Annotated in this window: 15 protein-coding genes; 14 read left to right on the top strand and 1 reads right to left on the bottom strand. The window is 43.4% G+C overall.

The window, feature by feature from the left end:
* Window positions 1-12: 12 nt before the first annotated feature.
* The 8 genes from PG915_RS09640 (at window position 13) to rplT (ending at window position 6,990) form a co-directional block, all read left to right on the top strand.
* Window positions 13-1,182, top strand: a complete 1,170-nt coding sequence (locus PG915_RS09640; RefSeq protein ID WP_353496333.1) for a phosphoglycerate dehydrogenase — start codon at window positions 13-15, stop codon at window positions 1,180-1,182.
* A gap of 157 nt (window positions 1,183-1,339) precedes the next feature.
* Window positions 1,340-1,837, top strand: coding sequence for a hypothetical protein (locus PG915_RS09635; RefSeq protein ID WP_353496332.1), 498 nt, complete (start codon window positions 1,340-1,342; stop codon window positions 1,835-1,837).
* Between the two features lie 149 nt (window positions 1,838-1,986).
* Entirely contained in the window at window positions 1,987-3,192 is a 1,206-nt protein-coding gene (locus PG915_RS09630; RefSeq protein ID WP_353496331.1) for a PP2C family protein-serine/threonine phosphatase, read from the top strand.
* The gene (locus PG915_RS09625; protein WP_353496330.1) at window positions 3,185-3,619 is read left to right on the top strand and encodes an ATP-binding protein; all 435 of its coding nucleotides are present in this window, start codon (window positions 3,185-3,187) and stop codon (window positions 3,617-3,619) included. Before PG915_RS09630 ends, PG915_RS09625 begins: the two co-directional genes overlap by 8 nt.
* A gap of 196 nt (window positions 3,620-3,815) precedes the next feature.
* The gene (thrS, locus tag PG915_RS09620) at window positions 3,816-5,741 is read left to right on the top strand and encodes a threonine--tRNA ligase (protein WP_353496329.1); all 1,926 of its coding nucleotides are present in this window, start codon (window positions 3,816-3,818) and stop codon (window positions 5,739-5,741) included.
* Between the two features lie 3 nt (window positions 5,742-5,744).
* Entirely contained in the window at window positions 5,745-6,296 is a 552-nt protein-coding gene (gene infC, locus PG915_RS09615; protein ID WP_103879584.1) for a translation initiation factor IF-3, read from the top strand.
* 104 nt (window positions 6,297-6,400) lie between these two features.
* On the top strand, window positions 6,401-6,595 hold the full coding sequence (gene rpmI / locus PG915_RS09610) for a 50S ribosomal protein L35 (protein ID WP_019275792.1): 195 nt from the start codon (window positions 6,401-6,403) through the stop codon (window positions 6,593-6,595).
* 41 nt (window positions 6,596-6,636) lie between these two features.
* Window positions 6,637-6,990: a 50S ribosomal protein L20 gene (rplT, locus tag PG915_RS09605; RefSeq protein ID WP_004401084.1), complete on the top strand. Its 354-nt coding sequence runs from the start codon at window positions 6,637-6,639 to the stop codon at window positions 6,988-6,990.
* Between the two features lie 54 nt (window positions 6,991-7,044).
* On the opposite strand, the gene PG915_RS09600 is transcribed toward rplT, so the two are convergent.
* On the bottom strand, window positions 7,045-8,010 hold the full coding sequence (locus tag PG915_RS09600; protein ID WP_353496328.1) for an integron integrase: 966 nt from the start codon (window positions 8,008-8,010) through the stop codon (window positions 7,045-7,047).
* A 1,070-nt stretch (window positions 8,011-9,080) separates the two neighbouring features.
* On the opposite strand from PG915_RS09600, the gene PG915_RS09595 reads away from it, so the two are divergent.
* The 6 genes from PG915_RS09595 (at window position 9,081) to PG915_RS09570 (ending at window position 13,480) form a co-directional block, all read left to right on the top strand.
* Window positions 9,081-9,467 (top strand): GFA family protein, encoded by a 387-nt coding sequence (locus PG915_RS09595; RefSeq protein ID WP_353496327.1) that lies wholly within the window; start codon window positions 9,081-9,083, stop codon window positions 9,465-9,467.
* Window positions 9,468-10,436: 969 nt separating this feature from the next.
* On the top strand, window positions 10,437-10,760 hold the full coding sequence (locus PG915_RS09590) for an antibiotic biosynthesis monooxygenase family protein (protein ID WP_353496326.1): 324 nt from the start codon (window positions 10,437-10,439) through the stop codon (window positions 10,758-10,760).
* 145 nt (window positions 10,761-10,905) lie between these two features.
* Window positions 10,906-11,916, top strand: a complete 1,011-nt coding sequence (locus PG915_RS09585; protein ID WP_353496325.1) for a YaaC family protein — start codon at window positions 10,906-10,908, stop codon at window positions 11,914-11,916.
* A 152-nt stretch (window positions 11,917-12,068) separates the two neighbouring features.
* Window positions 12,069-12,437 (top strand): VOC family protein, encoded by a 369-nt coding sequence (locus tag PG915_RS09580; RefSeq protein ID WP_353496324.1) that lies wholly within the window; start codon window positions 12,069-12,071, stop codon window positions 12,435-12,437.
* A 240-nt stretch (window positions 12,438-12,677) separates the two neighbouring features.
* Window positions 12,678-13,229 carry a hypothetical protein gene (locus PG915_RS09575; protein WP_353496323.1) on the top strand — a complete coding sequence of 184 codons (552 nt, stop codon included), beginning with the start codon at window positions 12,678-12,680 and terminating at the stop codon, window positions 13,227-13,229.
* Window positions 13,226-13,480: a hypothetical protein gene (locus PG915_RS09570; protein WP_353496322.1), complete on the top strand. Its 255-nt coding sequence runs from the start codon at window positions 13,226-13,228 to the stop codon at window positions 13,478-13,480. The genes PG915_RS09575 and PG915_RS09570 overlap by 4 nt, the downstream gene beginning before the upstream one ends.
* The last annotated feature ends 108 nt before the right edge of the window (window positions 13,481-13,588 follow it).

Genomic DNA, 13,588 nt, shown 5'->3' with positions numbered 1-13,588 from the left:
GTGGAACCAATAATGAAACAAATAAAAACCTACAACGCGATTGCGAATAAAGGACTAGATAAATTTTCTCGTGATATTTACGAAGTCTCGAGCGAGTTTAGTGCGCCTGACGCGATTCTTTTAAGAAGCCAAAAACTGCATGATGAACCGATTGCACCGAGTGTCAAAGCCATTGCGCGCTGCGGGGCGGGGGTGAACAACATTCCTATCCAGGCCTGCACCGAAAATGGCATTGTGGTGTTTAATACACCGGGTGCCAATGCGAATGCCGTTAAAGAATTAGTATTAACAGGTTTGTTGCTCTCTGCGCGTGATGTTTGTGGTGGTATGCAGTACTCCCAGTCTCTCACTGAACTTTCTGACGCGACGGCGATGGACAAGCTGTTAGAAAAAGAGAAAAAGCGCTTCTCTGGATCTGAGATCAAAGGTAAGACGCTGGGTGTTATTGGCTTGGGGGCAATAGGTGCTTCAGTAGCGAACACGGCGATTGATTTAGGCATGGAGGTCATTGGGTTTGACTCTGCGCTGAGTGTTGAGGCTGCGTGGCGCTTGTCGAGCCGTATTCAACGTGCTGAAAACTTGCAATCACTGATTAGTAAATGTGACTTTGTCACCGTACATGTTCCTGCGCTACCTGCCACTATCGGATTGATTAGCAGCGAGTTATTGGCTGCGGCCAAACCTGGCCTAGTGCTACTGAATTTTGCTCGTAAAGAAATCGTTGATACTGATGCGGTCGTTACCGCGCTTGAAAATGGTCAAGTTGGGCAGTATGTAACCGATTTTCCAACGCCATCTTTGATAGGGCGAGAGGGAGTCATTCTGATGCCGCATATCGGTGCGTCAACGGCAGAAGCGGAAGAAAACTGCGCTGTGATGGGGGCAATGCAGCTCATTGATTTTTTGGAGAACGGCAACATTACCAACTCAGTCAACTTTCCTCAGATTACCCTAGAGCGAGCCGAGGGCTACAGGATCACATTTGCCAACGACAACGTCCCTAAGGTGCTGGGTACGGTGCTCTTTCTATTGGCCGATCTTAATATTAACGTGTTGGATATGCTTAACAAGAGCCGTGACGAAGTGGCGTATACCATTTTGGATATCGAGAATCAGCCGACTGACGAGTTGTTATCGGCGATCAGTGGTGTCGAGCATGTGTTTAATGTGAGAGCACTATAGGTATTCGTTACCATAAGTAAATTTGACGCCCAGCGTTACATTGTTGTGACGCAGGGCGTTAATGAGAAGGGATTTAATTATATAATTTTGTTATTATTCCCGTATCAAAGGATGTACATAACTCTATGGATGGCACACTCAACAAATAGGTGTTGCTATGCAAACGTATCAAATCGGTTCTTCTCTCGTTGGTTCTTCTTTTTCTGATCAATTGGAGGCATCTCGCACTTCAATGATGACCAACGCGCTTTCTCTCCCTACGTCTGTGTCCGTTGTCGGTGAGCCAATGAATGCTCATAGCGTGGTGGTGTTCTCTTCACAAGCTTCACTGCACGAACTTGAAATGTTCGCGGCAATTAAGCGTGAGTTTTGTGAGTCTTATTCGTTTTTGGATGTGTACTGCGATGCCACGATTGCCGACTTGAGTGTGTCTCGTCAATCGGCGGTAAGTACTCTACCAATGGATGTGAATGCATCACATTGTGAAACGGCACAACAAGTTTTAGAGCGCTCAATCGGCCGCAATGTGGTTGTCGTTGCCAGTGATAGCAATATTGATTTATGCGTTCAAGCCTGTGAGCTAGAAGGGCTCAATGTAGTCAGTACAGTTTCTTTGTGCACTAAGCGTCCAGATCTGTTGGCGCTGCAGTCATAATACTTTTCTAGCGCAAGCTAACATATTGGATAGTAACAACATCATGACTCACTCATGGTGTTGTTTTTTTATTTGAGCCAACTATTCTTGAAATAACAGTCCTTTAAAATTTAGGTGGCGTTATTTTAACGAGCCGTACTCTCTCTTCTTTGCGAAAGTATTCGATTCTGCTGGTCGAAGACGATGCTGTCATGCGCGCAAGGTTGCGTTTACTGCTCGAAAAACGCGGCTATGAGATTATAGTGGCGTGTGATGGTATTGAAGCGCTATCGCTGCTTGAAAAACATGAGCATATTCAGTTTGTTGTCAGTGATTGGGTGATGCCCAATATGGACGGCGTCGAACTCTGCCAGTCAGTGAAGTCCAACGACTACAATCGCTATCTGTTTTTTGTATTACTTTCATCTCAAGACGATCATAAGTCGATAACGCTCGGTATTAACGCTGGAGCCGATGATTTCGTTGCTAAAAATACGCCTGTAGATGAGCTTGATGCGCGAATTAAAGCGGGATTTCGAACGCTTGATTTGCATAATCAGCTGGTTGAGAAAAACCATGCCCTCAATACGGCCTACGCACAAATCAATAGCGACCTCATGGTTGCGAGTGATTTGATTGGTAAGCTGCTGCCTATCAAAAGAGCGTATTCTGATATCGAACTGGCCTATGTTCACCAACCATCAGCGGCGATTGGCGGTGACATGTTAGGCTGTATTGAGCTTGATGACCGCTATGCTGCGTTTTATATTTTTGATGTTTCTGGACATGGCGTCGCATCGGCACTGCTTTCTTTCTCTATTCACCATACTTTAAATACCTTACAAGGCGATTCCGCGACTATGTACACGGATCTCCAAGGAAAACGTCAAGTAAGAAAAGCGTGTGACGTATTGGCATCCCTCAATAGAACTTACACCATCAATGACAACCATGGTTTGTACGCCACTATGGTTTACGCGGTGCTTGATAGAAAAACCGGTGAGCTAGATGTTGCGTTTGCCGGTCATCCTCCACTCATTAAAGTGGAGGCGTCGTCAGGCTCGATTGAGAGGATAGGAGAGAGTGGGTTTGTGATTGGTATGTTTGACTTTGCAACGTATGAGTCGACTTCTCTGGTCTTAGAACAGGGTGATGAAGTTTGGTTTTATACTGATGGCATCACTGAAGCGCAGATGGATGATGAGATGCTTGGGGAAGAGACGTTAGAGAACTTGATTGCTTCTACTCGCGGAGCTGTGATGCAGGACAAGCCGTCGCTGGTAATGCAGCAGGTAAAAACGATGATAGGAAGCCAAGAGTTCGATGATGATGTTAGTTTGTTGGCCGTGCGTCGAAGCGGGGAAGGTAATGACTAGATTTCTTAGGAAGTTTGAATCATCGACTGACGCGTCAAGAGAGATAGCCACTGCGCTGTTGGAATTTTGGGGGCAGCAGGGCGTTCAAACACCTATTATTCATGATCTTGAATTGTGTGTGGTAGAGTTGGCGAACAATGTTTACGAGCATGGGTATCAAGAGAAAGACGACAAAGTGATTGAAGTCGGCTGCCGTGTCGCTGCCAAACAAATAGAGATAACAATCAACCACGAAGGTTTATCTTTAGAGTCTGACGTTATGAATGAAATGTTGAGTGCACAGCTTCAAGAGCTAGATCTAGACGATCCGTTAAGCTGGGCCACTTCGGGCCGCGGCTTCTACATTCTCAATGCGTTGATGGATGACGTCACTGTTAGTGAAAACAATGGCGTGACCAGATTTAGGCTCATCAAACTTCTTCCCTGATTTCATAGTTTATGAAATTACGATTGTTATTTCGTACGCATTGGTTAAAATGGCCGCTTGCTTTGGATGGTGCATCCGTATTTGCATCAAAAAAGGCAACCATTCATATGAAAACGCGGCAATTATTATCAACTCAATTGCCAGACAATAAAGCATGTCTTGCTTGGTGTGCAAGACCACTGTAATAGGACTTTATATGCCTGTAATTACTCTTCCTGACGGTAGCCAACGTCAATTTGATAACCCAGTATCCACTATGGATGTTGCTCTATCTATCGGTCCTGGTCTTGCGAAAGCAACCATCGCTGGTCGTGTAGATGGCGAGCGTGTTGATGCGTGCGATCTGATTGAAAATGACGCGAGCTTAGAAATCATCACAGTAAAAGACGAAGATGGTCTTGAGATCGTTCGTCACTCATGTGCTCACTTGCTTGGTCACGCGATTAAGCAGCTATACCCAGACGTCAAAATGGCGATCGGTCCAACGATCGACAGCGGTTTCTACTATGACGTTGATTTAGACCAGTCTCTCACTATGGAAGACGTGGAAAAAATCGAAAAGCGCATGAAAGAGCTAGCAAAAACCAAGTATCAAGTTATCAAGAAAAAGGTTAGCTGGCAGGAAGCGCGCGACACATTCGAAAGTCGCGACGAAACATACAAGATGGAAATCCTTGACGAGAACGTTTCTAAAGACGACCGTCCAGGCCTATACCATCACGAAGAATACATCGATATGTGTCGTGGCCCTCATGTGCCAAACATGAGCTTCTGTCAGCACTTTAAACTGCTGAACGTTGCTGGCGCATATTGGCGTGGTAACAGTGACAACAAGATGCTGCAACGTATCTACGGCACTGCGTTTCACGATAAGAAGGCTCTCAAGGCGCACCTAACTCGCCTAGAGGAAGCTGCAAAGCGTGACCACCGTAAAATTGGTAAGCAGTTGGATCTATTCCACATGCAGCAAGAAGCACCGGGTATGGTGTTCTGGCACCACAACGGTTGGTCTGTATTCCGTGACTTAGAAGTATTCATTCGTGAAAAACTGACAGAATATGACTACCAAGAAGTCAAAGGTCCGCTTATGATGGATCGCGTTCTTTGGGAGCGTTCTGGTCACTGGGACAAATACGCTGATGCGATGTTCACGACGTCTTCAGAGAACCGTGAATATGCTATTAAGCCGATGAACTGTCCAGGTCACGTACAGATCTTTAACCAAGGTCTAAAATCGTACCGTGATCTACCGCTACGTATGGCTGAGTTTGGCTCATGTCACCGTAACGAACCATCAGGTGCACTGCACGGCATTATGCGTGTACGTGGCTTTACTCAGGATGATGCTCACATCTTCTGTACTGAAAGCCAAATTCAAGATGAAGTAACATCTTGCATCAAGATGGTGTACGATACGTACAACACATTCGGTTTCGACAATATCGTAGTAAAACTGTCAACTCGCCCAGAAAAGCGTGTTGGTAGCGATGAAATCTGGGATCGCTCTGAAGAAGCGCTCAAACAATCTCTTGAAGCGATGGACATTCCATTCGAGATTCAAGAGGGTGAGGGTGCGTTCTATGGTCCTAAGATCGAATTCACTCTATACGACTGCCTAGATCGCGCATGGCAATGTGGTACAGTTCAGCTAGACTTCAACCTACCGGGTCGTCTAGGTGCAACTTACGTGGATGAAAACAACGAACGTCAAGTTCCTGTTATGATTCACCGCGCAATTCTAGGTTCTCTTGAGCGTTTCATCGGTATTCTTATCGAAGAATACGCTGGCTTCTTCCCAACGTGGTTGTCGCCAGAACAAGCTGTTATCATGAATATCACTGACAAACAGTCTGATTATGTTCAAGAAGTAACACAAAAACTGCAAAAAAGTGGAATTAGAGCCAAAGCGGACTTGAGAAATGAGAAGATTGGCTTTAAAATCCGCGAACATACTTTGAAGCGTATCCCGTACATGCTTGTTTGTGGTGACCAAGAAATGGAAGCCGGCGAAATTGCAGTACGTACACGCAAAGGTAAAGACCTCGGTAAATTTAAAGTGGATGACCTCATTTCATACATCCAAACCGAAGTTTCAAGCCGTAAGCTCAATCTGGAGGAATAAGCTATTAAAGGCGGAAGACGTGGCCAACAACCGGCCAAACAAAACCAGCACCGTTTGAACGGTGAAATTCGTGGCGTTCGTGAAGTTCGTTTAACTGGCGCAGATGGTGAACCTGTCGGTATCGTATCGATTCAAGAAGCACTGGATGCCGCTGTAGAAGCTGGTATGGATCTCGTAGAGATCAGCCCTAACGCCGAGCCACCAGTTTGTCGTGTGATGGACTATGGCAAGTTCCTCTTCGAGAAGAGCAAAGCTGCGAAAGAGCAGAAGAAGAAGCAAAAGCAGATTCAGATTAAGGAAGTAAAATTCCGTCCTGGAACTGATATTGGAGACTATCAGGTAAAACTACGCAACCTGACGCGTTTCCTAGAAGACGGCAACAAAGTGAAGGTAACAATTCGCTTCCGTGGCCGCGAAATGGCTCACCAAGACATTGGTGTCGACGTTCTTAACCGTCTGAAAGAAGATACTGTAGATTTAGCTGTAGTAGAGTCTTTCCCGACTAAGATCGAAGGCCGCCAAATGATCATGGTATTGGCCCCTAAGAAGAAGTAATTAACGGCTTTACAAGTAAGAAAACCTAACCGTTCTTGAATGGCTGGGTTTTGTTCGCCCTAATTACAATTGTTTAACAACTCAACAATGCGGAGTTATTCATCATGCCTAAGATGAAAACCAACAAAGGTGCTGCTAAGCGTTTTAAGAAAACTGCTGGTGGTATTAAATTTAAGCACGCTACAAAACGTCACATTCTGACTAAGCGTACTACTAAGAACAAGCGTCAGCTACGTCCAAATGCAATCCTTCCTAAGTGTGAAGTGGCTGCAGTTGTTCGTATGATGCCATACGCTTAATTCTTTTTAGTTTATCAATCGTTTAGTTTAGGAGAGACATAATGCCTCGCGTAAAACGTGGTGTACAAGCTCGTGCACGTCATAAGAAAGTTCTAAAACAAGCTAAAGGTTACTACGGTGCACGTTCACGTGTTTACCGCGTAGCTTTCCAAGCAGTTACTAAAGCTGGTCAATACGCTTACCGTGACCGTCGCAACAAGAAACGTCAATTCCGTCAACTGTGGATTGCACGTATCAACGCGGCATCTCGTCAAAATGGTCTATCTTACAGCCGTTTCATCAACGGTCTTAAGAAAGCATCTATCGAGATCGACCGTAAGATCCTTGCTGACATCGCGGTATTCGACAAAGCTGCATTTGCAGTTCTAGTTGAAAAAGCGAAAGCTGCTCTTTAATTAGCAGTTTAGGTCTATGTAAAAGGAGAGCGTAAGCTCTCCTTTTTTGTGTATCTATAGAATACTAGATAGTGGACTGGTAACCCCGCTTGCCCCTCTGTTTAGCACATGAGTGTATATTTGTGTGGTCTTCACGTCGTTATGGCCGAGCTGCTCTTGAACAGTGCGAATATCGGCTCCGCTTTCCAGTAAGTGTGTCGCGAAAGAATGACGCAGCGTATGACATGTGACGGTTTTACTTAAGTTCGCCTTTTTAGCCGCTGCTCTGACAGCTCTTTGCAAAGTCGAAGGGTGTACATGCTGCCTTCGAAGCAAGTTGCTCCTTGGATCCTCACTTAACTTGGCCGAAGGAAATAAATAGTGCCAACCGAAATCAAGATGTGCATTTGGATATTTTCTCGTTAAAGCATGCGGTAGATAGACACCGGCGTACCCCTGTGTTCGATAGTCCATTTGATAATAGTTTCTCGCCCTATTAATTTGCTCCTCCAGCGAACCACGCAGTTCATTGGCAAGGGTGACCACTCTGTTCTTAGCCCCTTTTCCTTGCCATACACGCAAAGCGCCATAATCAAAATCAACATCGTTGACTCTTAGCCTCACGCATTCCATTACACGCAACCCGGAACCATACATAAGTTGCATCGGTAGTAATAAATTAGGATTTGTGCATTTAATTAATTGAGATACTTCTTGTTTAGTTAAAACTACCGGCAGCTTGGTCTCCTGGACTGAACGCTTAAACTTCAGTTCCTTGTCTAAGGGTGTTTTTTGTATTTCTTTATACAAGAAGTGCAGAGCATTTAGTGCGAGTTTCTGTGTCTTTGGGGCTAGGTGTAATTTTGTCGCTAGAAAAGTAAGGTAAGCCTCGACTTCCTCAGAGCCCATGTCTCTAGGGTGCTTCATACCATGAAAAATGATGAATCGCTTAATCCAATATAAGTACGCTTCAATCGTTCGCTTTGCGTACTGCCTGGTGTACATGTATTCAGAGATGTGTAAGAGATAAAGTGATTTCATAGTAAATAAAATATGTATAAATAAACAGTATCTTTGATTTTAGGGTATGCAGGAAGTTATATAAGCATAATGTTGCTTATCGTGAGTGATGTCACATTAAGAGGTGACGTAAGGAACTGATTGCATTGGATGTTCATGTTAAATTGGTATTTTACTGTTCTGAAGCAGGGGCGGTAGCGTGGGGGGAGTTATAGGCGCGTGGTGCGGCCTAATATATGTTAGCTTTCACGGTTTAGTTTATTGGTGTACGGGTTCATCGCTCTAGCTTTTCACCGGTTAATCAGTACCAATCTCAGCATTTTAGTGTTCTTCTTCTTTAGTGTTGTAATGTTTGTGTTCAAGAAAAAATTGGCGCACGTGGTTGTTGGCTTCAGTGAAAGAACCTTGAGTTGCCTCTGAGTTTCGTCAACTCGGGCTATGAATTTTTGGACAGTTCAACTCAATTACGTCATGTTGGTCATTGGTTTTGAGGGGAGAGCGTTACTTCAAAACCTTGGTGAGCAACGCAGGCATTATCGCACGAAAAAGCTAACAAACTGCTCAAGTGGACGCCATAAGCTTGGCGGTTTTGGTTTGAAGTTTAGTGCGCTTGGTTAGTTGGTCGTCAGCGCCACTTAGCAGGGCGTTAGCTTTCTCGGTTCAGTTCATTGGAGTAGGAGTTTAGCGTTCTAGCTTTACACCTGCTCATCAGTGCCAAATCGTTAAATCGAGCGCGCTGTTCCTTTTGCTTTGAACAACCATCAATTAACTGTTGGGCATGGCATTCTTGGCTGTCAGCTTGAGTGCAAGAGCCTTGAGTTGCCTTTAAGTATCGCCATCTTTGGCAGCAAGTTGGTGGAAAGTTCAATGCTTCTGCATTTGGTACATCGGTGGTGTCGGCTTTGGAGCGTTTCTTTGAAATCTTGGTGCCAAACGTTGGCAGCATCGCACGAAAAAAGCTAACAAATTGCTCAAGCAGACAGCTAACGCTCGGCGATTTTGGTTTGGTTGAGTTCAGTGATTACGTGGCTTTGCTTGGGTGCTGTGTTCGTTAGCTGCAACTTAGCAAGGCGTTATGTTTCAAAGAGGAAATGATGGAATATCGAGGAAGTTGTCATTGTGGAGAGGTTCAGTTCTCAGTTGAAGCTCCTGAAATTATCGAGGCTGACTTATGCAATTGCTCAATTTGTAAAAAGTCTGGCTTTCTTCATTTGATTGTACCTAACTCGAAGTTTTCTTTGTTAAAGGGGCGGGACAGTTTAAGCACTTACACGTTTAATACGAATGTCGCAAAGCACTTTTTTTGCACCATATGTGGCTGCAAACCTTTCTACATTCCGCGATCAAACCCCGATGGAGTGGACGTTAATATCAACTGTATAGACACTCCAGTTTCAAAGGTTTCGGTATCGGAGTTTGACGGCAGAGAGTGGGAGCAACATGCTTATAAACTCGCACACAAAAGCAAAGAAACATAACAAATTGTTCAAGCAGACAGCTAACAGTTGGCGATTTTGGTGTGGTTGAGTTTAGTTGTTATGGTGGCTTTGTTTGAGTGCAGTGGTAGTTAGCTGCCACTTAACAAGGCGTTAGCTTTCTCGGTTAAGTTCATTGGAGTAGGGGTTCAGCGTTCCAGCTTTACACCTGCTCGTCATTGCCAAATCGTTAAATCGAGCACGCTGTTTCTTTTGCTTTGAACAACCATAAATTAACTGTTGGGCATGGCATTCTTGGCTGTCAGCTTGAGTGCAAGAGCCGTGAGTTGCCTTTAAGTGTCGCCATCTTTGGCAGCAAGTTGGGGGAAAGTTCAATGCTTCTGCATTTGGTACATCGGTGGCGTTGGTTTTGGAGCGTTTCTTTAAAACCTTGGTGGCAAACGTTGGCTGCATCGCACGAAAAAAGCTAACAAATTGCTCAAGCAGACAGCTAACGCTTGGCGATTTTGGTTTGGTTGAGTTTAGTGATTACGGGGCTTTGCTTGAGTGTTGTGTTCGTTAGCTGCAACTTAGCAAGGCGTTAGCTTTCACGGTTTAGTTTATTGGTATGTGGGTTCATCGCACTAGCTTTTCATCGGTTAATCAGTGCCAATCCCATCGTTTTATCGCGCTTCTTCTTTGGTGTTTGAGTGTTTGCGTTCAAGCAAGAATTTGGCACATGTGGTTGTTGGCTTCAGTGAAAGAACCTTGAGTTGCCTCTGAGTTTCGTCAACTAGGGCTATGAGTTTTTGGACAGTTTAACTCTGTTGCGTCATGTTGCTCATTGGTATTGAGGGGAAAGCGTTACTTCAAAACCTTGGTAAGCAACACAGGCATTATCGCACGAAAAAGCTAACAAACTGCTCAAGTGGACGCCATAAGCTTGGCGGTTTTGGTTTGAAGTTTAGTGCGCTTGGTTAGTTGGTCGTCAGCGCCACTTAGCAGGGCGTTAGCACTCAGAGGAGAAACCGGATGTTTATCGCAGTCTATGAGTTTGAAATTCGTGATGGAACGGAATCAAGGTTTCGCGAAGCATGGCTTGAAGTTACAAAGTCAATCTACCAGCACTGTGGCAGCTTTGGCTCTCGTCTTCATCGTTCAGACAAGCCAAATGTAATGGTAGGTTATGCCCAATGGCCAAGTCGTGAGCAATGGGAAAAAGACCATCAATTCACAGATGAACTCTTCGAGATCTCACGTAAGGAAATGCGAGAGTGTTTAGTTAAATCAAATACCGTATATAAACTCGAAGTCAGCGATGACTTTTTACAAACGTCTTTGGCTGAAAAGTGCTAACAAATTGTTCAAGCAGACAGCTAACAGTTGGCGGTTTTGGTTTGGTTGAGATAAGTGATTACGGTGGTTTTGTTTGAGAGCAGCGGTAGTTAGCTGCTACTTAACAAGGCGTTATGTTTTTTTATTTAAATTTGAGGTGGTCATATTGGATAGTAAAGTCTGGCAAGAGCTACTTGTGTTAGAGAGCCGAGATGCAGTAGATAGGCTTTATACGCAGATTCATAATAGGAAGCTTTCTGCTAATAGAACTATTGCAATAAACAATGCAGCTAAGCAAGCAAGAGAATATTTTCGTAATGCTTTTTCATCTAACTACTCTGTTCGTCCTTTGCTCACATTCTACGGGGTTGCCAGCTTAAGCCGAGCATTGATCTTACTTTTAAAGTCAAAAGGTGGTGAAGAAACTCTTACTGCGGGGCATGGTTTAACTGCAGAAGATTGGAGGAAAAACTTCTCCGGTGAGTTACATAAAGGACTTGAAGGTCTTTTAGATTTAAAAGTTCACCTATGCAAGGGCTTATTTGTGGACCTTTTGGAAGGTACGAACAATATGTCATGTGTTCACGTGAACTCGTCAGGGGTCGATTGGACTTTGAATTATGATAAACCTGAAAGCAACTTATCAATGAGCTTTGGTGATGTACTCACTAGATTACCAGACTTAACGCATGAACTAAAAATTGCTGGGCATGCTTCAATGTCAGTTATTGTAAATGAAATGACTTATAACGCTGAGTCTGGCCTAAATGCGACCGTTAGCCCTATTACTGAATGCGTTCGTGAACAGTTTGAAAATCTAGGATATGAAGTAGTTACTGACAAAAATATTAAGGCAACAGCTGAAGTGTTCTCAAATAAAACTGCCTTATTTACGCATTCGTCTTTAAGCAAACAATTTGGCTCTATCCCGAGGCTTGCAATATCACCTCCAGTGAATGGTGTTGGGCAGTTATCTGAAATTTGTCTGTTGTACATCTCTTCTTTCTATATGAGTATGCTTGTCAGGTATTTTCCTACTTATTGGGTATCTTTAGTCCAAGGTGGCAAAGGGGATATACTTTGGCCTGCAATTTATAAAGCTCAGCAACTAGTAGAGAACACTTTTCCAGAACTGGTCATGGAGCTTGTTGAAGAAATGGCTAAACCAAAAACATAACAAACAATTCAAGCTGATTCGCAACGCTCGGCGCTTTCGGTTTCAATTAGTTTGGTGATTACGGTGCAGTGTTTGAGTGTGATGGCAGCGTTGCTCACAACTTAATTGGGCGTTATATGCCTCTTGAGTTTTGATGAATAAAAGGAATTTCAATGATTTTAAATCATGTCTCCGTTGGAGTTAGAAATATCGAATCAGCAGTGAATTTCTACGACGCTGTGTTTGAAACTCTATCTATTAATCGAACGCACCTAATTGAAGGTGTCGCGGCAGCTTACGGTACCAACTTCGAGTTTTGGGTTGGTCTACCGTCGGAAGGTTATGCGTCAAATGGTAATGGAACTCACATAGCCTTTAATGCTTGCAATCAAGAGGCAGTTGATAACTTTTACGCAATAGCCGTTAAGTTAGGTGCAATATGCGAAGGGAAGCCCGGTTTACGTCCGGAGTATGGAGAAAGCTACTACGCTGCTTTCGTCCGAGACCTTGATGGTAACAAGATAGAAGCGGTTTCAATGTAGTAAGTCGTAAGGCATATAACAAATGCTTCAAGTGGATTCGTAACGCTAGGCAATTTTGGTGTAACTGTCAGCTTATATGTTTACGGTGGTCGATTTAAGTTTGGTGGTGCGTCACTCACCACTTAAGCAGGCGTTATGGCTCAGAAGTGATTTAACTCGCATATCTATCCATACAGTTATTTGATATGCACCCATATTGGTATGATTCTGTCTTTTACTGTTATAAGGAGAGAATGAGCGATGAATACTCCCATCTTAAATATGCGTGATGATCGTAAAGAAAGTATTGTACAGAATACTCCTGCAATTTTTGAAATTACATCTAATGAAAATGCTAATGGGTCGGCACCTTGGTTTGAAGCTGACTCTCAAAGCGAAGTTGGACGATGGTGTGGCTCAATAATTCAAATATCAAAAAAACATGGTGTTGATCCTCGATTGACTATGGCAATTATGTACATGGAAACTACTCATGGCTATTATGAGAGGCTTTATCCTGATTTTTTAGAAGAAGTCTTTCCTTTAAGAAAAAGTATATTGCCAATGAATATCCATTATAAATATTGGCGAGAATTGGGAGTTACAAAAAATAGTCTCAACTGCCCCCACTATAATATTGAGTTTGGTGTAATAATTCTAAAGCGTATACAAGAGCGTATTAATAATCCGACAATAGAAAAAATAGCCTCAATATATAACTTTATTGGGGCCGAGAAAGTAACTGACTATGGTGCAAGAGTTTCAAAGGTTTATTTAACTCAACCTTGGAAATTAAAGGGTTGTGCACAATGAAAAAGTTATTAATATTTTCAGTCATTGTTTCGATCATTATTGCCAGTATGGTTTTATCTATTGCCATTGAACATAATACAATGGAAGTCTTTTGCAAAGAAATCGATACTAGTGAATGCAGTTTTGATTATTTCTATGCGATTTTTATTTGGTTGACATGGTTTATCCCAACATTTGTGGCACAATCGGCAGTATACTGGCTTGTTCTGTCTGTAGTTAAATGCTTTAGTGACGGAGGCTTGAAGCCATAACAAATTGTTCAAGCAGACAGCTAACGTTTGGCGATTTTGGTTTGGCTGAATTTAGTGATTACGGTGGCCTTGTTTGGGTGCAGTGGTAGTTAGCTGCTACTTAACAAT

Source organism: Vibrio sp. CB1-14 (genome assembly GCF_040412085.2).
Taxonomy (GTDB): Bacteria; Pseudomonadota; Gammaproteobacteria; order Enterobacterales; family Vibrionaceae; genus Vibrio; species Vibrio chaetopteri.
This window is presented reverse-complemented; position numbering and strand designations above follow the sequence as displayed.

Coding starts and splice junctions, on each gene's coding strand:
- PG915_RS09575 (WP_353496323.1), top strand. CDS start 12,678: ATGAATACTCCCATCTTAAATATGCGTGATGATCGTAAAGAAAGTATT.
- thrS (WP_353496329.1), top strand. CDS start 3,816: ATGCCTGTAATTACTCTTCCTGACGGTAGCCAACGTCAATTTGATAAC.
- PG915_RS09580 (WP_353496324.1), top strand. CDS start 12,069: ATGATTTTAAATCATGTCTCCGTTGGAGTTAGAAATATCGAATCAGCA.
- rpmI (WP_019275792.1), top strand. CDS start 6,401: ATGCCTAAGATGAAAACCAACAAAGGTGCTGCTAAGCGTTTTAAGAAA.
- PG915_RS09570 (WP_353496322.1), top strand. CDS start 13,226: ATGAAAAAGTTATTAATATTTTCAGTCATTGTTTCGATCATTATTGCC.
- PG915_RS09595 (WP_353496327.1), top strand. CDS start 9,081: ATGATGGAATATCGAGGAAGTTGTCATTGTGGAGAGGTTCAGTTCTCA.
- PG915_RS09625 (WP_353496330.1), top strand. CDS start 3,185: ATGACTAGATTTCTTAGGAAGTTTGAATCATCGACTGACGCGTCAAGA.
- PG915_RS09635 (WP_353496332.1), top strand. CDS start 1,340: ATGCAAACGTATCAAATCGGTTCTTCTCTCGTTGGTTCTTCTTTTTCT.
- PG915_RS09590 (WP_353496326.1), top strand. CDS start 10,437: ATGTTTATCGCAGTCTATGAGTTTGAAATTCGTGATGGAACGGAATCA.
- rplT (WP_004401084.1), top strand. CDS start 6,637: ATGCCTCGCGTAAAACGTGGTGTACAAGCTCGTGCACGTCATAAGAAA.
- PG915_RS09640 (WP_353496333.1), top strand. CDS start 13: ATGAAACAAATAAAAACCTACAACGCGATTGCGAATAAAGGACTAGAT.
- PG915_RS09600 (WP_353496328.1), bottom strand. CDS start 8,010: ATGAAATCACTTTATCTCTTACACATCTCTGAATACATGTACACCAGG.